Origin of the sequence: Streptomyces sp. SAT1, assembly GCF_001654495.1 — a bacterium.
Classification (GTDB): Bacteria; Actinomycetota; Actinomycetes; order Streptomycetales; family Streptomycetaceae; genus Streptomyces; species Streptomyces andamanensis.
In genome coordinates this window covers 2,270,081-2,295,181 of the sequence record NZ_CP015849.1, presented here as the reverse complement: position 1 = coordinate 2,295,181, position 25,101 = coordinate 2,270,081, and the positions used below count along the sequence as shown (strand labels likewise).

The following is a 25,101-nucleotide window of genomic DNA, read 5'->3' as shown; positions in this document are numbered from 1 at the left end:
CACAGCCCCCCACGTTACCAGCGCCCCGTTCCACGGCCCAAACCGGTCGCCGCTCCCCGGTCGCCGCCGGACATGGGACCATGGAAAGACTACGTATCGATCCGACCCGAGACCGCAGACGGACAAGCACACGTATGCGGACGCCTCAAGAATCAGGACCCTGCGTGCCCGCGACCCCCAGCCATGTGCCCGAGCCGAGCCGTACCGACCCGGCGCTGATCCGCAACTTCTGCATCATCGCGCACATCGACCACGGCAAGTCCACTCTCGCCGACCGGATGCTCCAGCTCACCGGTGTGGTCGAGCAGCGGCAGATGCGCGCTCAGTACCTCGACCGCATGGACATCGAGCGCGAGCGCGGCATCACGATCAAGTCCCAGGCGGTGCGACTGCCGTGGGCGCCGACCCACGACCCCGGCAACACGCACATCCTCAACATGATCGACACGCCGGGGCACGTCGACTTCACCTACGAGGTCTCCCGCTCGCTCGCCGCCTGCGAGGGGACGATCCTCCTGGTCGACGCCGCCCAGGGCATCGAGGCGCAGACCCTCGCCAACCTCTATCTGGCGATGGAGAACGACCTCACGATCATCCCGGTCCTCAACAAGATCGACCTGCCGGCCGCGCAGCCGGAGAAGTTCGCCGAGGAACTGGCGAACCTGGTCGGCTGCGACCCGGACGACGTGCTGAAGGTCTCCGCCAAGACGGGCCTCGGCGTGGAGGCGCTGCTCGACCGTGCGGTCGAGCGCATCCCCGCCCCGGTCGGCGTCAAGGACGCCCCGGCCCGCGCGATGATCTTCGACTCGGTCTACGACTCCTACCGGGGCGTGGTGACGTACGTCCGAGTCATCGACGGCCAGCTCAACAAGCGCGAGCGGATCCGGATGATGTCCACCGGCGCCACGCACGAGCTGCTGGAGATCGGCACCAACTCCCCGGAGATGCTGCCGGCCGACGGCCTGGGCGTCGGCGAGGTGGGCTATCTCATCACCGGGGTGAAGGACGTCCGCCAGTCCAAGGTCGGTGACACCGTCACCAGCCAGCACAAGGGCGCCACCGAGGCCCTCGGCGGGTACAAGGACCCCAAGCCGATGGTCTTCTCCGGCCTGTACCCGCTGGACGGCTCGGACTACCCGGAGCTGCGCGAGGCGCTGGACAAGCTCCAGCTCAACGACGCCGCGCTGGTCTACGAGCCGGAGACCTCCGCCGCGCTCGGCTTCGGCTTCCGCGTCGGCTTCCTCGGCCTGCTGCACCTGGACGTGATCCGCGAGCGCCTGGAGCGCGAGTTCGGCCTCGACCTGATCGCCACCGCCCCCAACGTGGTCTACCGCGTGATCATGGAGGACGGCAGCGAGATCACCGTCACCAACCCGAGCGAGTTCCCCGAGGGGAAGATCGCGGAGGTGTACGAGCCGGTCGTGCGCGCCACGATCCTCGCGCCCACCGAGTTCATCGGCGCGATCATGGAGCTGTGCCAGACCCGGCGCGGCACCCTGCTCGGCATGGACTACCTCTCCGAGGACCGGGTCGAGATCCGCTACACCCTGCCGCTCGCGGAGATCGTCTTCGACTTCTTCGACCAGCTGAAGTCCAAGACGCGCGGCTACGCCTCCCTGGACTACGAGCCCACCGGCGAGCAGAGCAGCTCCCTGGTCAAGGTCGACATCCTGCTGCACGGCGACAAGGTGGACGCGTTCTCCGCGATCACCCACAAGGACCAGGCGTACGCGTACGGCGTGCGGCTCGTCGCCAAGCTGCGCGAGCTGATCCCGCGGCAGAACTTCGAGGTGCCCGTCCAGGCCGCCATCGGGTCGCGCGTGATCGCCCGCGAGACCATCCGCGCCATCCGCAAGGACGTCCTCGCCAAGTGCTACGGCGGTGACATCTCGCGTAAGCGCAAGCTGCTGGAGAAGCAGAAGGAGGGCAAGAAGCGCATGAAGATGGTGGGTTCCGTGGAGGTTCCCCAGGAGGCGTTCATCGCGGTGCTCTCCAGCGACGACAGCGGGGCGTCGGCCAAGAGCAAGAAGTGACCGCGCGGCTTCGCCGTGCCCGGCCGACGCGGCGGCGGAGCGGGTGCGGAACCGGGTGAAAAGGGGCCCGTCGCACGACAGTGCGGCGGGCCCCTGCGCATGCGCGTGGTAGCGCTCTGTGGGAAGTCTCAGGCCACAGCCCCTTACGCGGTGGCCGGTCGCCCTCTACCCTGATGCCTGCTCGCTAGTTACTCGTGAGTTAAACAAGCCGGCTCCGCCGGCCGGACCACCAGCCCAGCCACCACCCGTGAGTCAACCCAGCCGCACCTGAGCCAGCCGCCGCACTGCCGCGGGCCCCGGAGGATGTCGTGAGCGACGCACAGACCCTGATCGAGAACCGTCCGCCGTCCGTGGCGGCCCTCTTCCTGGAGCGCGTGGCGGCCACACCGGACGCCGAGGCCTACCGCTACCCCGTGCCGCCCTCCTCGGGCGAGGGCCCCGACGAATGGCGCTCGCTGAGCTGGGCGCAGGCCGCCGAGCGGGTGCACGCCATCGCCGCCGGCCTCATCGAACTGGGCGTACGGCCCGAGGAGCGCGTCGCGCTCGCCTCGTCCACGCGCGTGGAGTGGCTGCTCGCCGACCTCGGCATCATGTGCGCGGGCGCGGCCACCACCACGGTCTACCCGCAGACCAACGCCGACGAGTCCGCCTTCATCCTCGCCGACTCCGAGAGCCGGGTGCTGATCGCGGAGAACGCCGAGCAGCTGGCCAAGGCGGCGGACCGGCGCGCCGAGCTGCCCGACCTGCACCACGTCGTCGTGATCGACCCGGCGGGCGTGGAGAGCGGCGAGTGGGTGCTGACCCTCGCCGAGCTGGAGGAGCGCGGCGCCGCCTACCTGGAGAAGCACCCGGAGCTGATCAAGGAGCGGGTCGGCGCGATCACCAAGGACCAGCTCGCCACCCTCATCTACACCTCCGGCACCACCGGCCGCCCCAAGGGCGTCCGCCTGCCGCACGACAACTGGTCGTACATGGCCAAGGCCATCGCCTCGACCGGTCTGCTCGGCCCCGACGACGTGCAGTACCTGTGGCTGCCGCTCGCCCATGTCTTCGGCAAGGTCCTCACCTCCGGACAGATCGAGCTGGGGCACGTCACCGCCGTCGACGGCCGTGTCGACAAGATCATCGAGAACCTCCCGGTGGTCCGGCCGACCTACATGGCCGCCGTGCCGCGCATCTTCGAGAAGGTCTACAACGGCGTCGCCGCCAAGGCACGCGCCGGCGGCAACGCCAAGTACAAGATCTTCCAGTGGGCCGCCGAGGTCGCGCGCGAGTACGGCAAGGTCACCCAGGACAACTTCAGGCGCACCGGTGTGCACACGGCGCCGTTCGCGCTGGCCGCCCGGCACAAGGTCGCCGACGCGCTCGTCTACGCCAAGATCCGCGACGCGTTCGGCGGGCGGCTGCGCGCCTGCATCTCCGGCAGCGCCGCCCTCGCCCCGGAGATCGGCTACTTCTTCTCCGGCGCGGGCATCCACATCCTGGAGGGCTACGGCCTCACCGAGTCCTCCGCCGCCTCCTTCGTCAACCCGGGCGAGGCCTACCGCACCGGCACCGTCGGCAAGCCGCTGCCCGGCACGGAGGTACGGATCGCCGGGGACGGCGAGATCCTGCTGCGCGGCCCCGGCATCATGCAGGGCTACCACAAGCTGCCCGAGAAGACCGAAGAGGTGCTGGAGTCCGACGGCTGGTTCCACACCGGAGACATCGGCGAGCTGTCCCCGGACGGCTATCTGCGCATCACCGACCGCAAGAAGGACCTCATCAAGACCTCCGGCGGCAAGTACATCGCGCCCGCCGAGGTCGAGGGCCAGTTCAAGGCGGTCTGCCCGTACGTCTCGAACATCCTCGTCCACGGCGCCGACCGGAACTTCTGCACCGCCCTCATCTCGCTGGACGAGCCCGCCATCCTCGAATGGGCCGCGGAGAACGGCCTGCGCGGCCGCTCCTACGCCGAGGTCGTCGCCGCCCCGCAGACCGTGGAGCTGATCGACGGCTACGTCCGCCAGCTCAACGAAGGTCTCCAGCGCTGGCAGACCATCAAGAAGTTCCGCCTCCTCCCGCGCGACCTCGACGTCGAGCACGGCGAGATCACCCCGTCCCTCAAGCTCAAGCGGCCGGTGGTGGAGCGGGCGTACAAGCATCTGATCGACGACATGTACGCGGGGACCCGGGAGGCCTGACCGCCCCGCCGCCCCACCCGCGCGGCTCCGCCGGACGCCCGGTCGCAGTCGGCCGCCCCAGGTCGCAGCCGAACGCCCCGGATCGCCTACGCCCCCTCGGAACGGTCCCGAAGTGGCCGGAAACGTTCGGGTCCGTGCGCTCCCCGGCGGAGTTCTCGCGTGGGGCGGTCCAGTTCGGTAACCCGGTGCTTCGGAGCGTGGTCGGTCTGTCACCCTGGCGGCGATGACCGACCTTTCGTCCGATTGCTCGGGGAGCTGTAGATGGGGGCCATTCCGACGCAGCGGGAGACGGGGTTCCGCGCCGGTGAGCCGGGCGCACGCCGGTGCGCGGAGGCAGCCGGGGAGGTGTGCGCGACCCTGCCCGGCAGCCCGGTGGCACCCGGCTCCGCCCGCGCGCTGGTGCGCACCGCGTTCACGAAATGGCGCGATCTCGGCCTCGCCGTCCCGGAGCGGCTGGCCGACGAGATCCTGGTCGTCGTCAGCGAACTGGTCACCAACGCCGTCGTGCACGCGGGCACCCAGGCCGAGCTGAGCTGCCGCCGGGAGCCCGACACCGGCGCGTGCGTGGTGGAGGTCACCGACCGGCACCCCTCGCGCGCCCCCCGCGGCCACGGCCAGGAGACGGCGTACGAGCCCCCGGAGTACGGTCGCGGCCTGCGGCTGGTCGCCGCGCTCGCGCAGGAGTGGGGCATCACCTACCGGACCGGCGCCAAGACGGTGTGGGCGCGGCTCTCCGCCGACGAGCGGCAGCCGGACGAGGAGGGCGCCGCCGCCGGGCCGGGCACCGAACCCTGCCTCGGCGTCGCCGAGATCCTCGCGCCCGAACCGCAGCGCGCCGAACGCGACCGCGAGTGGCTGGGCCGCGGCGCCCTGTCCTTCCTCGCCGAGGCGTCCGACCTGCTCGCCGGGCAGCTCGACGAGGACCTCGTCGCCTCGCTCACCGGCCAGCTCGTCGTGCCGCGCCTGGCCGACTGGTGCGCGGTGTGGCTGGAGGACGAGTCCACGGCGCGCGGCGGTCTGTGGGGCGACGGCACCGGCGCGCCCGCCGGACGCCTCGCCCGCGTCTGGCACGGCAGCGAGAACCACCTGGAGCAACTGCGCCTGGCCCTGGAGAAGGACCCGCCCCGGCCCGCGGACGACGCGCCGGGCTCCGGTCCCGCGCCCTACCCGTGGCCCGGGGCGGCCCTGGGCCCGCGCGAGGCGGACGGCGCCGCGCTCGCCTACCGGCTGGTCGCCGGGGGCCGCCCGCTGGGCACCCTCGTCATCGGCCGGGCCGGACTGCCCCGCTTCCCCGACGAGATCACCGGCCTGGTGGAGGACCTCAGCCGCCGGGTCGCGCTCGGCATCGGCGCGGCCCGCCAGTACGCCCGGCAGGCCACCATCAGCGCCGTCCTCCAGCGCGGACTGCTGCCCGGCGCGGTCGCCGAGATCCCCGGGCTGCGCAGTGCCCTCGTCTACGAGCCGTGCGACCAGGGCGGCCCGAGCGGCGACTTCTACGACCTCTTCCCGGCGGGCGACGGCCGCTGGTGCTTCGCCGTCGGCGACGTCCAGGGCAAGGGCCCGGAGGCCGCCGTGGTCATCGGGCTCGCCCGGCCCTGGCTGCGGCTGCTGGCCCGCGAGGGCTACGGCGTCCCCGACGTCCTGGACCGTCTCAACCAGCTCCTCCTGGACGACGCCACCGAGGCCGCCGACGCCGCCGCCCGCGCCCTGGCCGGCCCCGTCGCCCCCGGCGACGCGCCGCAGACCCGCTTCCTGTCCCTCCTCTACGGCGAGCTGGCCCCCTTCGAGGGCGGTGTCCGCTGCACCCTCGCCTGCGCCGGGCACCCGCTGCCGCTGCTGCTCACCCGGGGCGGCGACGTCCGCACGGTCGCGCACCCGCAGACCCTGCTCGGCGTCATCGAGGACGAGACGTACCTGTGCGACAGCTTCGAGCTGGCCCCGGGCGACTCCCTCCTCTGCGTCACCGACGGGGTGACCGAGCGCCGCTCCGGCTCCCGCCAGCTCGACGACGGCGACGGCCTCGCCGCCGCCCTCGCCGACTGCGCGGGCCTGGACGCCGACCTGATCGCCGACCGCATCCGAGACCTCGTGCACGGCTTCGGCGAGTCCCCTCCCGAGGACGACCTGGCCCTGCTGGTGCTCCAGGCCCAGTGACGGGGTCCGAGGCGGTCGGAGGAACACCGGTCACACCCCGCGCCTGTCGGCCCGGCGCCGACCGTGCTCAGGTGGGCGGGCAGGACTCCGACGGCGCCGCGGGCGGCGAGCGGGACGCCGGGTGCCGGTGGTGCCTCGGTCCGGCCGTGCGAGCGCCGTGCGTGCTCGGGGCGGGCGGCCGACGATGCTGCCGGGCGTACTCCGGGCGGTGGGAGGCAGATGGCAGGACGGGACACCGGTTGTCGGTGTCGGTCCGGCCGTGTGAGCGCCGTGCGTGCCCCGCTGCCCGGAGAGCGGACGGCCCACGCACGGCCGGGCCGTGCCCGTGACCGGCGTACGGTCGCCGCCCGGGGCGCGGCCGGTGCCCCGCCCGACGACAGGAGCGTGACGAGCGCAGAGCCTTCCGTCCGGAAGCACCCGGCGTCCGGCCTGCCGACCGGAGCACGGCCGGCGTTCGACCAGTGGACCGGGCCCCCTCGCCCGCGCCCGCCCACCGCCCGGAGCATGGCCGGCATCGGCCCGCCACCCCGAGCCGACGCCGGTCGTGCCCCCGGCGGCAGGCGGGACATCGATCACGCTCCGGGCGGCAGGCGGACACCGCTCATGCTCCGGGCGGCAGGCCGTCACCAGCGATGCCCCGGCCCGCCGGTCGCGAGCCGGACACACCCCCGGCCTCCGACGCGTCGCCGTTCCTGCCCGGCCCACCGGCCGACCGCCGCTCACGCTCGCGGGCGGCCGACGGAACCCCGTTCCTGCCCAGGCTCCCCGGCCGACCGCCGTTCCCCGGCCGACCGCCGCTCCCGGCTTCCCGGCCTCCCGGCCGACCGCCGCTCCAGGCCTCCCGGCCGACTCCCGTCGCGTCCGGTCCACCGGTCCGATGCCGGACAATGGAAGGCATGCCTTCCGCACTCCCCGACGGCGAGCCCGTCCCCGCCGACGGCGCGCTGCCCGTCTCCGCGCTCACCGGCGCCGCAGGCCGGCCGCTCGGGTTCTATCTGCACGTCCCGTACTGCGCCACCCGCTGCGGCTACTGCGACTTCAACACCTACACCGCCACCGAGCTGCGCGGCACCGGCGGTGTCCTCGCCTCCCGTGACAACTACGCCGAGACCCTCGTCGACGAGGTCCGGCTCGCCCGCAAGGTCCTCGGCGACGACCCGCGCCCGGTCCGCACGGTCTTCGTCGGCGGCGGTACGCCCACCCTGCTCGCCGCCGGTGACCTGGTCCGGATGCTGGCCGCGATCCGGGACGAGTTCGGTCTCGCGCCCGACGCGGAGATCACCACGGAGGCCAACCCCGAGTCGGTCGACCCGGCGTATCTGGCGGCCCTGCGGGAGGGCGGCTTCAACCGGATCTCCTTCGGCATGCAGAGCGCCCGGCAGCATGTGCTGAAGATCCTCGACCGCACCCACACCCCCGGCCGCCCCGAGGCGTGTGTCGCCGAGGCCCGCGCCGCCGGTTTCGAGCATGTCAACCTCGACCTGATCTACGGCACGCCCGGCGAGTCCGACGACGACTGGCGCGCCTCCCTGGACGCGGCCCTCGGCGCGGGCCCCGACCATGTCTCCGCCTACGCGCTCATCGTCGAGGAGGGCACCCGGCTGGCCCGCCGGATCCGGCGCGGCGAGGTCCCCATGACCGACGACGACGTGCACGCCGACCGTTATCTGATCGCCGAGGAGACGCTGTCCGCCGCGGGCTTCGAGTGGTACGAGGTGTCCAACTGGGCGACCTCGCGGGCCGCCCGCTGCCTGCACAACGAGCTGTACTGGCGCGGCGCGGACTGGTGGGGCGCGGGCCCCGGCGCGCACAGCCATGTGGGCGGCGTGCGCTGGTGGAACGTCAAGCACCCCGGCGCGTACGCGGCGGCCCTCGCCCAGGGGCGCTCCCCGGGCGCCGGGCGCGAACTTCTCACCGAGGAGGACCGCCGGGTGGAGCGGATCCTGCTGGAGCTGCGGCTGCGCGAGGGCGTACCGCTGGACCTGCTGCGCGAGGCGGGCCTCGCGGCCTCCCGCCGGGCGCTGTCGGACGGCCTGCTCCAGCGGGAGCCGTACGACGCCGGGCACGCGGCGCTCACCCTGCGCGGCCGGCTGCTGGCGGACGCGGTGGTGCGGGACCTGGTCGACTGAGCGACCCGGGCCGGCCAGGCGGCTCTACGCCGGCTCCGTCACGAAATCGATCAGTTGCTCGACCCGCCCCAGCAGCTCCGGCTCCAGATCCCTGTACGACCGCACCCTCCCGAGGATCCGCTGCCAGGCCGCGCCCGTGTGGTCCGGCCAGCCCAGGGCGCGGCAGACCCCGGTCTTCCAGTCCTGGCCGCGCGGGATCCGGGGCCACGCCTCGATGCCCAGCGAGGACGGCTTCACGGCCTCCCAGACGTCGATGTACGGATGCCCGACGACGAGCGCGTGCTCACTGGTGACCGCCTCGGCGATCCGCCACTCCTTGCTGCCCGGGACGAGATGGTCGACGAGGACGCCGAGGCGGGCGTCCGGGCCGGGCGCGAACTCCTCGACGATGGCGGGCAGGTCGTCCACGCCCTCCAGGTACTCCACGACGACGCCCTCGATGCGCAGGTCGTCGCCCCACACCTTCTCGACCAGCTCGGCGTCGTGCCGCCCCTCCACGTAGATGCGCCCGGCGCGGGCCACGCGCGCGCGTGCGCCGGGGACGGCGACCGAACCGGAGGCGGTACGGGTGGGACGTACCGGACCAGAGGCGGGCCGCACCAGCGTCACCGGGCGGCCCTCCAGCAGGAAGCCCCGGCGCTGGAGCGGGAAGACGCGGTGCTTGCCGAAGCGGTCCTCCAGGGTCACCGTGCCCGCCTCGCAGCGGATCACCGCCCCGCAGAATCCGGTCGCCGGCTCCTCCACCACGAGCCCCGGCTCGGCCGCCACCTCGGGCACGGCCCGCGGCTTCTTCCAGGGCGGGGTGAGGTCGGCGGAGTACTGGCGCATTCGAGTGACGATAGGGAGATCCGGGGCCGCGGTCAGCGCGACACGCCGAAGCGGGCGGCCAGCGCGTCCCGCTGCGCCCGGACGAAGGCGGCGTCGACCACCGCGCCGTGCCCGGGGACGTAGCGCGCGTCCTCGCCGCCCAGCGCGAGGAGCCGGTCCAGCGCGGCGGGCCACCGGGACGGCGCCGCGTCCGGGCCCGCCTGCGGCTCGCCGGACTCCTCGACCAGGTCGCCGCAGAAGACCACCGGCCGTCCGCCCGGCACCGGCACCAGCACCGCCAGGTCGTGCGTGCTGTGCGCGGCGCCCAGCTCTGCCAGTACCGCCTCCCGGCCGCCGCCCAGCGGCAGGGCCAGCCGCCCGCGGACCTCGCGGCCGGGGGCCGGGAGGGCCGAAACGGCCTCCTCGGCCGCCGCCGCGTCGAGCCCCTGGCGCACCGCGTCCTCGCGCAGCTCCGCGCGCCCGCGCGCGTCGCCGAGCACCGTGCGCGCCCCCTCGGCGGCGAGGATCTCGGCGCCGTCGAACGCCGCCGCCCCGAGCACATGGTCGAAGTGGGGGTGCGTCAGCGCGAGATGTGTCACATCGCCGCCGGTCAGCTCGCGCGCCCGCGCACGCAGCCGCGCGCCCTCGGCGAGGGAGGAGCCCGCGTCCACCATTAGCGCCGCCCCGGCTCCGGCGACCAGCCCGACCGTGCAGTCCCACCCCGGGAGCCGCACCCGCCCCACGCCGTCCGCCAGCCGCTCCCACCCGAGCTCTTCCCAAGTCACGGTCATACCGGAACGCTAGCCTTCCCCGGACCGGTCACCTGGACCAGTCTTGCCCCCGGCGTACCCCACGGCCGTACACTGGGCCGGGGAATGCTGGCACTCGAATGCGCCGAGTGCCAGGCGGAAGCCGAGGGACGACTCTGGAGGTGTGCGCGATGCTCAGCGAGCGACGGCTTCAGGTGCTGCGCGCCATCGTCCAGGACTACGTCGGCACCGAGGAGCCGGTGGGCTCCAAGGCCCTCACCGAGCGGCACAACCTCGGCGTCTCACCGGCCACGGTCCGCAACGACATGGCGGCCCTGGAGGACGAGGGCTTCATCGCCCAGCCGCACACCAGCGCGGGCCGGATCCCCACCGACAAGGGGTACCGCCTCTTCGTCGACAAGCTGGCCGGGGTCAAGCCGATGACCGCGCCCGAGCGGCGCGCCATCCAGAACTTCCTCGACGGCGCCGTCGACCTCGACGACGTGGTGGCCCGCACGGTGCGGCTGCTGGCGCAGCTGACCCGGCAGGTCGCCGTGGTGCAGTACCCGTCGCTGACCCGTTCGACCGTGCGGCACGTGGAACTGCTCGCGCTCGCACCCGCGCGCGTGATGCTCGTGCTGATCACGGACACCGGCCGGGTCGAGCAGCGGATGATCGACTGCCCGGCGCCCTTCGGCGAGACGTCCCTCGCGGACCTGCGGGCGCGGCTGAACAGCCGGGTCGCGGGCCGCCGCTTCGCGGACGTGCCGCAGCTGGTCGAGGACCTCCCCGACGGGTTCGACCTGGAGGACCGGGGCACGGTCGCCACCGTGCTGTCCACCCTCCTGGAGACCCTCGTCGAGGAGAACGAGGAGCGGCTGATGATCGGCGGCACCGCCAACCTCACCCGCTTCGGACACGACTTCCCCCTCACCATCCGGCCTGTGCTGGAGGCGCTGGAGGAGCAGGTCGTCCTGCTGAAGCTGCTCGGTGAGACACAGGACCAGGGCATGACCGTGCGCATCGGTCACGAGAACGCCCACGAAGGACTCAACTCCACGTCCATCGTGTCGGTCGGCTACGGTTCGGGCGGCGAGGCAGTGGCCAAGCTCGGCGTGGTCGGACCGACCCGCATGGACTACCCGGGAACGATGGGAGCGGTACGCGCAGTGGCACGGTACGTCGGACAGATCCTGGCGGAGTCGTAAGTGGCCACGGACTACTACGCCGTTCTCGGCGTGCGCCGCGACGCGTCGCAGGATGAGATCAAGAAGGCGTTCCGGCGGCTCGCGCGCGAGCTGCACCCGGACGTCAACCCCGATCCGAAGACCCAGGAGCGGTTCAAGGAGATCAACGCCGCCTACGAGGTGCTGTCGGACCCGCAGAAGAAGCAGGTCTACGACCTCGGCGGGGACCCCCTCTCGCAGTCCGGCGGGGCCGGCGCGGGCGGCTTCGGCGCCGGTTCCTTCGGCAACTTCTCCGACATCATGGACGCGTTCTTCGGCACGGCCTCGCAGCGCGGACCGCGCTCGCGCACGCGCCGCGGCCAGGACGCCATGATCCGGCTGGAGGTCGAGCTCGACGAGGCGGCCTTCGGCACCACGAAGGACATCCAGGTCGACACGGCCGTCGTCTGCACCACGTGCAGCGGCGAGGGCGCGGCCCCGGGCACCACCGCCCAGACCTGCGACATGTGCCGCGGCCGCGGTGAGGTCTCGCAGGTCACCCGGTCCTTCCTGGGCCAGGTCATGACCTCGCGGCCCTGCCCGCAGTGCCAGGGTTTCGGCACCGTGGTGCCCACCCCGTGCCCGGAGTGCGCGGGCGACGGCCGCATCCGCGCCCGCCGCACCCTGACGGTGAAGATCCCGGCGGGCGTGGACAACGGCACCCGCATCCAGCTCGCGGGCGAGGGCGAGGTCGGCCCCGGCGGCGGCCCCGCCGGCGACCTCTACGTCGAGATCCACGAGCTGCCGCACTCCTCCTTCCAGCGGCGCGGCGACGACCTGCACTGCACGGTCACCCTGCCGATGACGGCGGCGGCCCTGGGCACCAAGGTGCCGCTGGAGACGCTGGACGGCCTGGAGGAGGTCGACATCCGGCCGGGCACCCAGTCCGGGCAGTCGATCCCGCTGCACGACCGGGGCGTCACGCATCTGCGCGGCGGCGGCCGGGGCGACCTCATCGTGCACGTCGAGGTGCAGACGCCGACCAAGCTCGACCCCGAGCAGGAGCGCCTGCTGCGGGAGCTGGCCGAGCTGCGCGGCGAGGAGCGGCCCCAGGGGCAGTTCCAGCCCGGCCAGCAGGGCCTGTTCTCGCGGCTGAAGGACGCGTTCAACGGACGCTGAGCGGGTCCGCCCGGCCGCGTCCGGGCGGGGAAGCGCTCCCAAGGGCAGCCATCGGTATCGGTGGCTGCCTTTGGCATATGCCAGAGGACGCCCGGATGCGGCGGCGTGCCGCGGACGTGACACCATGCGGTCATGTCCTCCGCATTGTCCGCGCTGACCGATCTCTTCCCTCGGCCGATCGTGCAGGCCCCGATGGCGGGCGGCCCCTCCGGGCCGCAGCTGGCCGCCGCGGTCTCCGAGGCCGGCGGACTGGGCTTCCTCGCCGCCGGCTACAAGACGGCGGACGGCATGTACCAGGAGATCAAACAGGTGCGCGGGCTGACCGGCCGCCCCTTCGGCGTCAACGTCTTCATGCCCCAGCCCGACCTCGCGGAGTCCGGCGCCGTCGACCTCTACGCCCAGCAACTGGCGGGCGAGGCCACCTGGTACGAGACGGAGCTGGGCGACCCCGAGTGCGGGCACGACGACGGCTACGACGTGAAACTCGCCGTCCTGCTGGACGACCCGGTCCCCGTGGTCTCCTTCCACTTCGGCGCCCCCACCCGTGAGGTCGTCGACTCCCTGCACCGCGTCGGCACCTACGTCCTGGTCACCGCGACCACCGTCGACGAGGCGCTGGCCGTGGGCCGGTCCGGCGCGGACGCGGTGATCGCCCAGGGCGTGGAGGCGGGCGGCCACCAGGGCACCCACCGCGACCAGCGGGAGAACGACGGCGCGGGCATCGGCGTGCTCTCCCTGGTCGCGCAGGTCAGCGAGGCGGTGGAGCTGCCGGTCATCGCCGCGGGCGGCATCATGCGCGGCAGCCAGATCGCCGCCGTCCTCGCCGCCGGCGCGAGCGCCGCCCAGCTCGGCACGGCCTTCCTCGCCACCCCCGAGTCCGGGGCGCACGCCCTGCACAAGCAGGCCCTGACCGACCCGCTGTTCCCGCACACGGAACTGACCCGCGCCTTCTCCGGACGGCCCGCCCGCGGCCTGGTCAACCGCTTCATGCGCGAACACGGCCCCTACGCCCCGGCCGCCTACCCGCAGGTCCACCACCTCGCCTCCCCGCTGCGCAAGGCGGCGGCGCAGGCCGGTGACCCGCAGGGCATGGCGCTGTGGGCCGGACAGGGCCACCGCCAGGCCCGCGCCCTGCCCGCCGGGGAACTGGTCCAGGTCCTGGCGGCCGAACTGGACGCCGCCCGCGGCGCGTTGTCCGCCCGGCCGCGGACCGGAGGCGACCCCCGATGACCGCACCGGTGTTCGTCGCCGAGGGATTGGCCGACGAACCGGCCGACGCCCGCGGGGAGTTCGTGCTGGACGGCCCCGAGGGGCGGCACGCCGTCTCGGTGAAGCGGCTCCAGCCCGGCGAGCGGGTGGTGCTCACCGACGGCGCCGGCCGCCGGGCCGAGGGCGAGGTCACCGCGGCCGAGGGCAAGGACCGGCTCGTCGTACGGCTGGACGCGGTGACCGAGGAACCCGCGCCCTCGCCCCGGATCACCGTCGTCCAGGCCCTGCCCAAGGGCGACCGCGGCGAACTCGCCGTGGAGACCATGACGGAGGTCGGCGTCGACGCGATCGTGCCCTGGGCCGCCTCGCGCTGCATCACCCAGTGGCGGGGCGAGCGGGGTCTGAAGGCGCTCGGCAAGTGGCGGGCGACCGCCCGCGAGGCCGGCAAGCAGTCCCGCCGGGCCCGCTTCCCCGAGGTCGCGGACGCCGCCACCGCCAAGCAGGTCGCCGCGCTCGTCGCCGGGGCCGACTTCGCCGCCGTCCTGCACGAGAGCGGCCACGACCCGCTGGCCACCGCCGACCTGCCCGCCCACGGCGAGATCGTGCTGATCGTGGGCCCCGAGGGCGGCGTGTCCCCCGAGGAGCTGGCGCTCTTCGCGGAGGCGGGCGCGCGGATCTGCGTCCTCGGGCGTACGGTGCTGCGTACATCGACCGCGGGGACCGCGGCGGCGGCCCTGCTGATGGGGCGTACGGGCCGCTGGTCCTGAGCCCGCGGTCACCGACCTCACAGGGGGACATGACCGTGGAACTCGCCCAGGTCCGGCTGCTCGTCACCGACTTCGCCGCCTGCTACCGCTTCTACGCCGACGTGCTCGGCCTCAAGCCGCAGTCGGGCGCCGAGCAGGGCCCGTACGAGAAGTTCAGTCCGGCCACCGGCTCGGCGGGCATCGCCCTCCAGGACCGGGCGATGATGGCCGAGGTGCTGGGGGAGCTGGGGGAGACCGCGACCGGGCACCGCTCGCTGGTGGTGCTGCGCGTGGACGACCTGGACGCCTACTGCGCGCAGCTCACCGCGCGCGGCGCCCGACTGGCGCACGGCCCGGCGCCGATGACCGACCGGATGCGCGTCGCCCACCTCAAGGACCCGGAGGGCAACCTCGTGGAGCTGCAGGAGTGGCTGCTGCTGCGCTCCTGAGCATGCGCCGTGCGCCATGCCTGCGCTGCACGCCGTGCCCTGCGCTGGGCGTCGTGCGCGGGCGCGCACGGCGCGCGCGTGGCCGTATGCGCTCTACCGCCGGGGGCGGGCCGGTGGCATTCTGCCGGGTATGCGGGTATCGAGGCGGATCCGGCACCTGCCGCGCGGACGGCGGACGATGGCCGCGGCGGCGCTCGCGGCCGCCGCGGTGGGCGGCCTGGCCGCCTGCGACCCCGGCGGCGGCCTGAGCACCACGACGGTGTCGTACACGACCGACCGCACGGCCACCGCCGAGCTGAACCGGCGGCATGTCTCCGTGAGCTGGTTCAGCTGCACCGCCCGCTCCCGGGACGGCGGCAAGGCGTCCGCGCCGGACCGGCAGAGCGGCCCCTCGCCCGCCGCGTCCCGGTCCGTGCTCGCCTCCGTGGACTGCCAGGGCCGTACGAAGGACAACCGGAAGATCACCGTCACCGGGCAGGTCGACGGGACCGTCGACGGCGCCTGCGTGCGCGGGGACCTGACCGCGAAGGTGGGCGGCAAGGTGCTCTTCCACGCCGACGGCCTCGGCGACTGCCGCGCGACCACCGTCCCCACGTACCGGCCGCCCACCTACCGGCCGCCCACCCGACTGCCGACCACCTACCGCCCGCCCGCGCCCCGGCAGCCGGGGCCGACGGTCACCGTCACCGTCACCCGCACCGTGTGGTGCGGCACCGATCCCGGATGCCCGCCCGCCCGGGGCAAGTAGCGGCGCCCCGGGCCGCCTTGCCGCGACGCGCGGACCCCGGGAAGTGATCGGCGAAGTGATCCGTCCCTCTGTCCGGGACCGCGGGCGCTGCGTAGGGTGACCGGGTGACTCAGTCAGCATCGTCTGCATCGACCGTACCGTCCGCGTATCTCCGCTTTCCGCACCTGCACGGGGAGTTGGTCGCCTTCACCGCCGAGGACGACGTGTGGCTCGCGCCGCTGGACGGCGGGCGGGCCTGGCGGGTCAGCGCCGACAACGTGCCGGTGAACCACCCGCGCATCTCGCCCGACGGCACTACCGTCGCCTGGACCTCCACCCGCGACGGCGCCCCCGAGGTGCATGCCGCGCCCGTCGCCGGCGGCCCCGCCACCCGCCTGACCCACTGGGGCAGTTGGCGCACCCAGGTGCGCGGCTGGACCCCCGGCGGCGAGGTCCTCGCGATCAGCACCCAGGGCCAGGCCAGCCTGCGCCGCAGCTGGGCCCGCGCCGTCCCGCTGGACGGCTCCGAGGCCGCCGTCCTGCCCTACGGCCCGGTCGGCGACGTCGCGTACGGGCCGCACACCGTGCTGCTGTCCGCGCCCATGGGCCGCGAGGCGGCCTGGTGGAAGCGGTACCGGGGCGGCGGCGCCGGAAAGCTGTGGATCGACCCGGAGGACACCGGCGAGTTCGTCCGGCTGCACGCGGACCTGGACGGCAACATCGAGTACCCGCTGTGGGTGGGCGACAGGATCGCGTTCCTCTCCGACCACGAGGGCACCGGCGCGCTGTACTCCTCCCTCGCCGACGGCTCCGACCTGCGCCGCCACACCCCCGCCGAAGGCTTCTACGCCCGGCACGCCGCCACCGACGGCACCCGCGTCGTCTACGCGAGCGCCGGTGAACTGTGGCTCCTGGACGACCTGGAGGACGCCGAGCCGCGCCGCCTGGACATCCGGCTCGGCGGCCCGCGCACCGACCTCCAGCCCTACCCGGTCAACGCCGCCCGCTGGTTCGGGTCCGCCGCCCCCGACCACACCGCGCGCGGCAGCGCCGTCTCGGTGCGCGGCGCCGTCCACTGGGTCACCCACCGCTCCGGCCCGGCCCGCGCGCTGGCCGCCGAGCCCGGCGTGCGCAACCGGCTGCCGCGCACCTTCCGCGCCGACGGCGAGGAGTGGGCGGTGTGGGTCACCGACGCCGAGGGCGAGGACGCCCTGGAGTTCGCGCCCGCCACCGGCCTCGCGCCCGGCGCCACCGCGCGCCGGCTGGCCGCCGGACAGCTCGGCCGGGTCCTGGAACTGACCATGGCCCCCGACGGCAGCCGGGCCGCCGTCGCCGCCCACGACGGCCGGCTGCTGCTCGTCGAACGCGAGAGCGGCGAGGTCCGCGAGGTCGACCGCAGCGACAACGGCGACGTCACCGGCCTCGCCTTCTCGCCCGACTCCGCCTGGCTCGCCTGGTCGCACCCCGGCCCGAGCCCGCTCAGCCAGCTCCGCCTGGCCAACACCACCGACCTGTCGGTCACCGAGGCCACCCCGCTGCGCTTCCACGACTACGCGCCCGCGTTCACCCTGGACGGCAAGCACCTCGCCTTCCTCTCGCACCGCTCCTTCGACCCCGTCTACGACGAACACGTCTTCGACCTGGCGTTCGTGGAGAGTTCCCGCCCGCATCTGATCACGCTGGCCGCGACCACCCCGTCGCCGTTCGGGCCGCAGCGCCACGGCCGCCCCTTCGAGACCGCCGACAAGGACGAGACCCCGGACAGCGAGGGCGCCCCGGCCACCCGGATCGACCTCGAAGGGCTCGCCGACCGGATCGTGCCCTTCCCGGTCGAGGCCGCCCGCTACTCCAACCTGCGCGCCGCCCGCGACGGCGTGCTCTGGCTGCGCCACCCGGTGACCGGAGTGCTCGGCGCCGCCCGCGCCACCCCGGACGACCCCGACCCCAAGACCGAGCTGGAACGCTACGACCTCGCCCAGCAGCGCCTGGAGCATCTGGCCGCCGACGCCGACCACTTCGAGGTCAGCGGCGACGGCAAGCGCGTCCTGCTGTGGTCCGACGGCAAGCTCCGGGTCGTGCCCAGCGACCGGCGCGCCTCCGGCGACGAGGACAGCGACTCCAACATCACTGTCGACCTCGGCCGGGTGCGGCAGTACGTCGACCCGGCCGCCGAGTGGCGGCAGATGTACGAGGAGACCGGCCGCATCATGCGGGACCACTTCTGGCGCGCCGACATGAGCGGCGTCGACTGGGACGGCGTCCTGGACCGCTACCGGCCCGTCCTGGACCGCGTCGCCACCCACGACGACCTGGTGGACCTGCTGTGGGAGGTGCACGGCGAACTCGGCACCTCGCACGCCTACGTCACCCCCTACGGCGCCTTCGGCGACGGCGCCCGGCAGGGGCTGCTCGGCGCGGACATCTCCCGGCACGAGGACGGGAGTTGGCGGGTCGACCGGATCCTGCCCTCGGAGACCTCCGATCCGCACGCCCGCAGCCCGCTCGCCGCGCCCGGCGCCGCGGTGCGCGCCGGGGACGCCGTCGTCGCGGTCGCAGGCCGCCCGGTGGACCCGGTGGCCGGACCCGGACCGCTGCTGGTGGGCACCGCCGGGAAGCCCGTCGAGCTGACGATCTCACCGGCCGGCGGCGGGGACGTACGGCACGCGGTCGTGGTGCCCCTCGCCGACGAGGAACCGCTGCGCTACCACGCCTGGGTGACCGACCGCCGGGCCTACGTCCACGAGCGGTCCGGCGGGCGGCTCGGCTATCTGCACGTCCCCGACATGCAGGCGCCCGGCTGGGCGCAGATCCACCGCGACCTGCGCGTCGAGGTGGCCCGCGAGGGCCTGGTGGTGGACGTGCGCGAGAACCGCGGCGGGCACACCTCCCAGCTGGTGGTGGAGAAGCTGGCCCGGCGGATCGTCGGCTGGGACCTGCCGCGCGGAATGCGTGCGGAGAGCTATCCGCGCGACGCCCCGCGCGGCCCGGTCGTCGCCGTCGCCAACGAGTTCTCCGGTTCGGACGGCGACATCGTCAACGCGGCCGTCAAGGCGCTGGGCATCGGCCCGGTCGTCGGCACCCGCACCTGGGGCGGCGTGATCGGCATCGACAGCCGCTACCGGCTGGTCGACGGCACCCTGATCACCCAGCCCAAGTACGCGTTCTGGCTGGAGGGTTACGGCTGGGGCGTGGAGAACCACGGAGTGGACCCGGACGTGGAGGTCCTCCAGCGCCCGCAGGACCACGCGGCGGGCCGCGACCCCCAGCTCGACGAGGCGATCAGGCTGGCCCTCGAAGCGCTGGAGGCGACCCCGGCCAAGACCCCGCCTGCGCTGCCCGGACAGGGGGACCGACCCCGCACCGAGGGGGGCGCGGGGGATTGACCCGCACCGTGGGGAGCGCGGGGGACTGATCCGCACCGTGGGGAGCGCGGGCGGGCCGCGCACCGGCCCGTGCACCGGCCCGCGCTCCCCACGGCCGACCGACTACGATGCCCCGTACCAGCTCACCGGTCCGAAGGAGCGCACGCGTATGGCAGGGGAAGCGCAGGACGACTGCCTGTTCTGCAAGATCGTCGCGGGTCAGGTCCCCGCGACCGTCGTCCGCGAGACGGACACGACCGTCGCCTTCCGCGACATCAACCCCCAGGCGCCCACCCACGTCCTGGTGATCCCCAAGGCGCACTACAAGGACGCCGCCGCGCTCGCCGCCGGCGCCCCGGAACTCGCCGCCGACGTGCTGCGCGAGACGCGGGCCGTCGCCGACGAGGAGAAGCTGGAGAGCTACCGCACCGTCTTCAACACCGGCGCGGGCGCCGGACAGACCGTCTGGCACGCCCACGCGCACGTCCTCGGCGGCCGCGGCCTCCAGTGGCCGCCCGGCTAGGCGACCGGTCGTGTCCGTACGTGAACTCGTCGTCCTCGGCACCGCCAGCCAGGTCCCGACCCGGCACCGCAACCACAACGGCTATCTGCTGCGCTGGGACGGCGAGGGCATCCTGTTCGACCCGGGGGAGGGCACCCAGCGGCAGATGCTGCGCGCCGGGGCCGCCGCCCACGACCTGAACCGGATCTGCGTCACCCACTTCCACGGCGACCACAGCCTGGGTCTGGCCGGGGTGATCCAGCGCATCAACCTCGACCGGGTCCCGCACGAGATCACCGCGCACTACCCGCGCTCCGGCAAGCGCTTCTTCGACCGGCTCCGGCACGCCACCGCCTACCGCGAGACGGTCGCCCTCACCGAGGCCCCGGTGGACGCCGACGGCGTCCTCGCCACGACACCGGCGTACGCCCTCGAAGCCCGCCGCCTCTCCCACCCGGTGGAGTCCTACGGCTACCGGCTCGTCGAACCCGACGGGCGCCGTATGCTGCCCGACCGGCTCGCCGCGCACGGCATCACCGGCCCGGACGTGGGCCGGATCCAGCACGAGGGCTCCCTTCGCGGGGTGCCGCTGGAGGCGGTGAGCGAGGTGCGGCGCGGGCAGCGGTTCGCGTTCGTCATGGACACCCGGCTGTGCGAGGGGGCGCGGGAGCTGGCCGAGGACTGCGACCTGCTGGTCATCGAGTCGACCTTCCTCGACGAGGACGAGACGCTCGCCACCGAGCACGGCCACCTCACCGCCGGGCAGGCCGCCCGCCTGGCCCGGGACGCGGGCGTACGGCACCTGGTCCTCACCCACTTCAGCCAGCGCTACTCCGAGCCCGCCGAGTTCGAACGGCAGGCGCGGGCCGCCGGGTTCGAGGGCGAGCTGACCGTGGCCCATGATCTGCAACGGGTGCCGGTTCCGAAACGTCGGTGAAGGCGCCGTACGATTCTTTGATGCCCCTGCCCAAAGCTGAACTGCACCTCCATATCGAAGGCACCCTGGAGCCTGAGCTGGCCTTCGAGCTGGCCGCGCGCAACGGTGTGACGCTGCCCTACGCGGACACCGAGGCCCTGCGCGAGGCGTACCGCTTCCAGGACCTCCAGACCTTCCTGAACCTGTACTACGAGCTGATGGCCGTCCTGCGCACCGAGCAGGACTTCGCCGACCTCGCCGACGCCTATCTCGCGCGGGCCGCCGCGCAGGGCGTACGGCACGCGGAGATCTTCTTCGACCCGCAGGCGCACGCGGCGCGCGGCATCGGCATGGGCACGGTCGTCGAGGGGCTGTGGCGGGCGCTGGGCCGCAGCGAGGAGCGGCACGGCGTCTCGACCCGGCTGATCCTGTGCTTCCTGCGCGACGAGTCCGCCGCGTCCGCGCTGGAGACCCTGGAGGCCGCCCGGCCGTACCTGGACCGGATCACCGGCATCGGGCTCGACTCGGCCGAGGTCGGGCACCCGCCGGCGAAGTTCCGCGAGGTGTTCGAGCGGGCCGCCGCGCTCGGTCTGCGGCGGGTGGCGCACGCGGGGGAGGAGGGGCCGCCGCAGTACATCACCGAGGCGCTGGACGTGCTCGGCGTCGAGCGCGTCGACCACGGGCTGCGCTGCGTGGAGGACCCCGCGCTGGTCGGCCGGCTGGTCCGCGAGCGGATACCGCTGACCCTGTGCCCGCTGTCCAACGTCCGGCTGCGCGCCGTCGACACCCTCGCCGACCATCCGCTGCCCGCCATGCTGGAGGCGGGGCTGCTGTGCACGGTCAACTCCGACGACCCGGCCTACTTCGGCGGCTACGCGGGCGACACCTTCGACGCCGTCCACCGCGTCCTCGGCCTGTCCGAGGAACGGCTGCGCGAGCTGGCCCGCAACTCCTTCCTCGCCTCCTTCCTGGAGGACGACGAGGAGCGCAGGCGGCGGTATCTGGCGGAGGTGGAGGCGTACGAGTTTTCCGGGGACGCCTGACACGTCCCCCTGCCTTCTCGCCCACCCGCCCGCCCGACTCGATGGGTCGCGGGGTCCCGCCACGGGGCTCCGCCCCGGCCCCCGACCCCTCGGCCCACCCACCCGCCCGACTCGGTGGGTCGTGAGGCCCCGCCACGGGGCTCCGCCCCGGCCCCCGGCGGGGGCTCCGCCCCCTGCGCCCTGGGGCTTGCCCACCTGCTCGCCCGATGCGGTGGGTCGTGGGGTTCCGTCACGGGGCTCCGCCCCGGTCCCTGGCGGGGGCTTTGCCCCCTGCGCCCTGGGGCTTGCCCACCTGCTCGCCCGACGCGGTGGGTCGTGGGGTTCCGTCACGGGGCTCCGCCCCGGTCCCTGGCGGGGGCTTTGCCCCCTGCGCCCCAGGGCTTGCCCACCTGCCCGCCCGACGCGGTGGGTCGTGAGGCCCTGCCACGGGGCTCCGCCCCGGTCCCCGGCGGGGGCTCCGCCCCCTGCGCCCCGGGCTTGCCCACCCGGCCGCCCGGCTCGGTGGGTGAGAGGGGCCCATCACGGGGCCCTGCCCCGGACCCCGGCGGGGGCTTTGCCCCCTCCGCCCCCTGGGGCCCGCCCGACGCGGTGGGCCGGGAGGTCCCGCCACCAGGGCTTCGTCCCCCTCCCGGTCACCGTGCAGGGGCCCCGCCGGCCCCGCCCCTTACCCCCCGGGAGCGGGCCCCGGTGTGGATCCATTGACGGGACCTGTTCGCCTACCTAGTCTCCATTCTCATACATGGACAGCGTTGAGGCGGGCGGCCGGCCGGCCGGGCGGGCGGGTGGGAGGCAAGGTGGGGAACAAGGTGTCCGATCTCGGGGCCGGGCTCACGATCGCCGGGGTGCGGCTGACGCCGATCCTGGTCGCCGATCCGCCGCTGCTGAACACGCAGGGTGTGCACCAGCCGTACACGCCCCGGCTGATCGTCGAGGTGGAGACGGCAGGGGGCGTCACGGGGGTCGGGGAGACCTACGGCGACACCAAGTACCTGGAGCTGGCCGCGCCGTTCGCCGCGCGGCTCGAAGGGCGTCGGGTCAGTGATCTGAACGCGCTGTTCGCGCTCGCGGACGAGGTCGCCGTGGACGCCTCCCGGGTGGAGGACGCCGTGGACGTCGGCGGGCTGCGCGGCACCCAGACCGCCGACAAGCTGCGCCTGTCCGTCGTCTCCGCCTTCGAGGTCGCCTGCCTGGACGCGCTCGGCAGGACCCTCGGCCTGCCGGTGCACGAACTGCTCGGCGGCAAGCTGCGCGACCGCGTCGAGTACAGCGCCTACCTCTTCTACAAATGGGCCCGGCACCCGGCGGGCGTCCCCGCCGAACCCGACGCCTGGGGCGCCGCCCTCGACCCGGCCGGAGTCGTCGCGCAGGCCCGGCGGTTCAAGGAGCGGTACGGCTTCACCTCCTTCAAGCTCAAGGGCGGAGTGTTCCCGCCCGAGGAGGAGGTCGCCGCGATACGGGCCCTGGCCGAGGCGTTCCCCGGGCACCCGCTGCGCCTCGACCCCAACGGCGCCTGGTCCGTCGCCACCTCGCTGGAGGTGGCCGGTCAGCTCGCCGGTGTCCTGGAGTACCTGGAGGACCCCGCGCTCGGCACCCCCGCCATGGCCGAGGTCGCCGCCCGCACCGGGGTGCCGCTGGCCACCAACATGTGCGTGACCACGTTCGCGGAGATACCCGAGGCGTTCACCCGTGGCGCCGTGCAGGTCGTCCTGTGCGACCACCACTACTGGGGCGGACTGCGCAACACCCGCCAACTCGCCGCGCTCTGCCGCACCTTCGGCGTCGGCGTGTCCATGCACTCCAACACCCACCTCGGCATCAGCCTCGCCGCCATGACCCACGTCGCCGCGACCCTCCCCGGCCTCCACCACGCCTGCGACTCCCACTACCCCTGGCAGTCCGAGGACGTCCTCACCGAACGGCTCGCCTTCACCGACGGCTGCGTCACCGTGCCGGACGGTCCCGGCCTCGGCGTCGAACTCGACCGCGACCGGCTGGCGTTCCTGCACCGGCGCTGGCTCGACGACGACGGTGCACTGCGCGACCGCGACGACACGGCGGCCCTGCGCGCCGCCGACCCCCGGTGGACCGCCCCGCCCGTACCGCGCTGGTGACAGGCCCGCGGGCCCGCCCGTACCGCGACGGCGACGGACCCGCCGCACCCGCGCGCCCGGTGCGCCGGCGGCCACCGCGTCCCCGTCCCCGACGAGCACACCCCCGTACTTACCGAGGTATCGCCCCACCCGGCGTGACACCCCCGCCGGGTGCGCGCGGTGGTGCACACTGGCTGGATCCGCACCATGCCAGGGGAGCGCACCGTGACCGCGTCCAACACGCCCGCCGGAGAAGGACCGGAGCAGCCGGAACACCCGGAACACCCGGGAGCGCACGCGTACCGGGACGAGCGGCCGGCCGGCCGGGAGCACCCGGACGCCCGGCGGGTCCCGCCGCGCCGCGAGACGCCCGAGTCCCGCGAGTATCCGCAGGACCGGGAGTACGTCGTCGGGGCGCCGCACGCCCCCGGCGCCCCGCAGCTCGACCCGCTGGCCGGGCTGCGCACCACGGACGACCCGCCCTGCGACGTCTACCTCACCGGGACCGTCTTCCTCGACATCATCTTCACCGGCCTCGACTCCGCCCCGGTGCGCGGCACCGAGTCCTGGGCGCGCGGCATGGGTTCGAGCCCCGGCGGCGTGGCCAACATGGCGACCGCCCTGGCCCGCCTCGGCCTGCGCACCTCGCTCGCGGCGGCCTTCGGCGACGACCACTACGGGGAGTACTGCTGGGACGCGCTGGAACAGGGCGAGGGCATCGACCTCACCCCCTCGCGCACCGCCCCCGGCTGGCACTCGCCGGTCACCGTCTCCATGGCGTACGAGGGCGAGCGCACCATGGTCTCCCACGGCCACGAGCCGCCCCCGGAGGAGGTCCTCCTCCCGGACCTCCAGGACGGCACACCCCTGTGCCTGCCGTCCGCGCGTGCCGCCGTCGCCTCCCTGACGCCCGGCAGGCGCGAGCCGTGGATCGCCGAGGCCGCCCGGCAGGGGACCCGGGTCTTCGGGGACGTCGGCTGGGACGACACCGGCGCCTGGGACCTGGCCGGCCTCGCCGACCTGGAGCACTGCGAGGCGTTCCTGCCCAACGCCGAGGAGGCGATGCGCTACACCCGCACCGACTGCCCGCGCGCCGCGGCGCACGCGCTCACCGCGTTCGTGCCGGTCGCGGTGGTCACCCTCGGCGCGGAGGGCGCCTACGCCGTGGACCGGCGCACGGGGGAGAGCGCCGAGGTGCCCGCCATCGCGGTCGAGGCGCTCGACCCGACCGGCGCGGGCGATGTCTTCGTGGCCGGATTCGTCACCGGCAGTCTGGCCGGCTGGCCGCTGGCCGACCGGCTCGCCTTCGCCGGGCTCACCGCCGCGCTGTCGGTACAGGAGTTCGGCGGTTCGCTGTCGGCGCCGGGCTGGTCCGAGATCGCGGCCTGGTGGCGCCGGGTCCAGTCGGTGCCGGGCCAGGACCCGGCCGCCCTGCGCCGGTACGCCTTCCTGGACCGGCTGCTGCCCGAGGCGTGCGCGGAGCCCTGGCCCCGCCGCCGGGCGGTGCCCACCATCGGTTTCGGCCGCTCCGCGTGACCCGCCGCGCCCGCGTGCGCCGCAACTCCCGGGCCCGGGTACGCCATTGACAGATGACGTTTGCTGCTCAATTATCGGCGGGATCAAGCACGATTTTGCACGCAGCACGGTTTTGCACGGG

At 74.2% G+C, this 25,101-nt stretch carries 18 protein-coding genes; 16 read left to right on the top strand and 2 right to left on the bottom strand.

Annotated features, from left to right (window positions below; genetic code table 11):
* The first annotated feature begins 164 nt into the window (after nucleotides 1–164).
* From lepA to hemW, 4 genes are all read left to right on the top strand, one after another.
* The gene (lepA, locus tag A8713_RS10015) at nucleotides 165–2,033 is read left to right on the top strand and encodes a translation elongation factor 4 (RefSeq protein WP_064533107.1); all 1,869 of its coding nucleotides are present in this window, start codon (nucleotides 165–167) and stop codon (nucleotides 2,031–2,033) included.
* A 308-nt stretch (nucleotides 2,034–2,341) separates the two neighbouring features.
* Nucleotides 2,342–4,216: an AMP-dependent synthetase/ligase gene (locus tag A8713_RS10010; RefSeq protein ID WP_064533106.1), complete on the top strand. Its 1,875-nt coding sequence runs from the start codon at nucleotides 2,342–2,344 to the stop codon at nucleotides 4,214–4,216.
* Between the two features lie 261 nt (nucleotides 4,217–4,477).
* Entirely contained in the window at nucleotides 4,478–6,370 is a 1,893-nt protein-coding gene (locus A8713_RS10005; RefSeq protein ID WP_064533105.1) for a SpoIIE family protein phosphatase, read from the top strand.
* 896 nt (nucleotides 6,371–7,266) lie between these two features.
* Nucleotides 7,267–8,499: a radical SAM family heme chaperone HemW gene (gene hemW / locus A8713_RS10000; RefSeq protein WP_064533104.1), complete on the top strand. Its 1,233-nt coding sequence runs from the start codon at nucleotides 7,267–7,269 to the stop codon at nucleotides 8,497–8,499.
* 24 nt (nucleotides 8,500–8,523) lie between these two features.
* Here the strand turns inward: hemW and A8713_RS09995 are convergent, their stop codons facing one another.
* Together A8713_RS09995 and A8713_RS09990 are read right to left on the bottom strand one after the other, a co-directional pair.
* Nucleotides 8,524–9,327, bottom strand: coding sequence for a DUF3097 domain-containing protein (locus A8713_RS09995; protein ID WP_064533103.1), 804 nt, complete (start codon nucleotides 9,325–9,327; stop codon nucleotides 8,524–8,526).
* Between the two features lie 32 nt (nucleotides 9,328–9,359).
* The gene (locus tag A8713_RS09990; protein ID WP_064533102.1) at nucleotides 9,360–10,097 is read right to left on the bottom strand and encodes an MBL fold metallo-hydrolase; all 738 of its coding nucleotides are present in this window, start codon (nucleotides 10,095–10,097) and stop codon (nucleotides 9,360–9,362) included.
* Between the two features lie 149 nt (nucleotides 10,098–10,246).
* On the opposite strand from A8713_RS09990, the gene hrcA reads away from it, so the two are divergent.
* From hrcA to A8713_RS09930, 12 genes are all read left to right on the top strand, one after another.
* Nucleotides 10,247–11,263, top strand: a complete 1,017-nt coding sequence (gene hrcA / locus A8713_RS09985) for a heat-inducible transcriptional repressor HrcA (RefSeq protein ID WP_018570771.1) — start codon at nucleotides 10,247–10,249, stop codon at nucleotides 11,261–11,263.
* Nucleotides 11,264–12,400 (top strand): molecular chaperone DnaJ, encoded by a 1,137-nt coding sequence (gene dnaJ, locus A8713_RS09980; RefSeq protein ID WP_064533101.1) that lies wholly within the window; start codon nucleotides 11,264–11,266, stop codon nucleotides 12,398–12,400. It begins immediately after the preceding gene.
* Between the two features lie 132 nt (nucleotides 12,401–12,532).
* The gene (locus A8713_RS09975) at nucleotides 12,533–13,630 is read left to right on the top strand and encodes a nitronate monooxygenase (RefSeq protein ID WP_064533100.1); all 1,098 of its coding nucleotides are present in this window, start codon (nucleotides 12,533–12,535) and stop codon (nucleotides 13,628–13,630) included.
* A complete protein-coding gene (locus tag A8713_RS09970) occupies nucleotides 13,627–14,376 on the top strand; it encodes a 16S rRNA (uracil(1498)-N(3))-methyltransferase (protein WP_064533099.1) in 750 nt (249 codons plus the stop codon). Before A8713_RS09975 ends, A8713_RS09970 begins: the two co-directional genes overlap by 4 nt.
* Nucleotides 14,377–14,411: 35 nt before the next feature.
* Nucleotides 14,412–14,804, top strand: coding sequence for a VOC family protein (locus A8713_RS09965; RefSeq protein ID WP_064537403.1), 393 nt, complete (start codon nucleotides 14,412–14,414; stop codon nucleotides 14,802–14,804).
* 130 nt (nucleotides 14,805–14,934) lie between these two features.
* Nucleotides 14,935–15,552: a hypothetical protein gene (locus tag A8713_RS09960; RefSeq protein WP_237305336.1), complete on the top strand. Its 618-nt coding sequence runs from the start codon at nucleotides 14,935–14,937 to the stop codon at nucleotides 15,550–15,552.
* Nucleotides 15,553–15,656: 104 nt separating this feature from the next.
* Entirely contained in the window at nucleotides 15,657–18,914 is a 3,258-nt protein-coding gene (locus A8713_RS09955; RefSeq protein WP_064533097.1) for a S41 family peptidase, read from the top strand.
* 148 nt (nucleotides 18,915–19,062) lie between these two features.
* Complete coding sequence (locus A8713_RS09950) at nucleotides 19,063–19,416, top strand: histidine triad nucleotide-binding protein (RefSeq protein WP_064533096.1); 354 nt, start codon at nucleotides 19,063–19,065, stop codon at nucleotides 19,414–19,416.
* Between the two features lie 10 nt (nucleotides 19,417–19,426).
* The gene (locus A8713_RS09945; protein ID WP_064533095.1) at nucleotides 19,427–20,332 is read left to right on the top strand and encodes a ribonuclease Z; all 906 of its coding nucleotides are present in this window, start codon (nucleotides 19,427–19,429) and stop codon (nucleotides 20,330–20,332) included.
* A gap of 20 nt (nucleotides 20,333–20,352) precedes the next feature.
* Nucleotides 20,353–21,354: an adenosine deaminase gene (locus A8713_RS09940; RefSeq protein ID WP_064533094.1), complete on the top strand. Its 1,002-nt coding sequence runs from the start codon at nucleotides 20,353–20,355 to the stop codon at nucleotides 21,352–21,354.
* Nucleotides 21,355–22,160: 806 nt separating this feature from the next.
* A complete protein-coding gene (locus tag A8713_RS09935) occupies nucleotides 22,161–23,465 on the top strand; it encodes a glucarate dehydratase family protein (RefSeq protein WP_064537401.1) in 1,305 nt (434 codons plus the stop codon).
* A 429-nt stretch (nucleotides 23,466–23,894) separates the two neighbouring features.
* On the top strand, nucleotides 23,895–24,980 hold the full coding sequence (locus A8713_RS09930) for a carbohydrate kinase family protein (RefSeq protein WP_237305535.1): 1,086 nt from the start codon (nucleotides 23,895–23,897) through the stop codon (nucleotides 24,978–24,980).
* The last annotated feature ends 121 nt before the right edge of the window (nucleotides 24,981–25,101 follow it).

What these genes read in the sequence shown, in the direction of transcription:
- A8713_RS10005 (WP_064533105.1), top strand. Translation starts at nt 4,478, where the DNA reads ATGGGGGCCATTCCGACGCAGCGGGAGACGGGGTTCCGCGCCGGTGAG.
- hemW (WP_064533104.1), top strand. Translation starts at nt 7,267, where the DNA reads ATGCCTTCCGCACTCCCCGACGGCGAGCCCGTCCCCGCCGACGGCGCG.
- A8713_RS09995 (WP_064533103.1), bottom strand. Translation starts at nt 9,327, where the DNA reads ATGCGCCAGTACTCCGCCGACCTCACCCCGCCCTGGAAGAAGCCGCGG.
- A8713_RS09990 (WP_064533102.1), bottom strand. Translation starts at nt 10,097, where the DNA reads ATGACCGTGACTTGGGAAGAGCTCGGGTGGGAGCGGCTGGCGGACGGC.
- hrcA (WP_018570771.1), top strand. Translation starts at nt 10,247, where the DNA reads ATGCTCAGCGAGCGACGGCTTCAGGTGCTGCGCGCCATCGTCCAGGAC.
- A8713_RS09975 (WP_064533100.1), top strand. Translation starts at nt 12,533, where the DNA reads ATGTCCTCCGCATTGTCCGCGCTGACCGATCTCTTCCCTCGGCCGATC.
- A8713_RS09970 (WP_064533099.1), top strand. Translation starts at nt 13,627, where the DNA reads ATGACCGCACCGGTGTTCGTCGCCGAGGGATTGGCCGACGAACCGGCC.
- A8713_RS09960 (WP_237305336.1), top strand. Translation starts at nt 14,935, where the DNA reads ATGCGGGTATCGAGGCGGATCCGGCACCTGCCGCGCGGACGGCGGACG.
- A8713_RS09950 (WP_064533096.1), top strand. Translation starts at nt 19,063, where the DNA reads ATGGCAGGGGAAGCGCAGGACGACTGCCTGTTCTGCAAGATCGTCGCG.
- A8713_RS09940 (WP_064533094.1), top strand. Translation starts at nt 20,353, where the DNA reads ATGCCCCTGCCCAAAGCTGAACTGCACCTCCATATCGAAGGCACCCTG.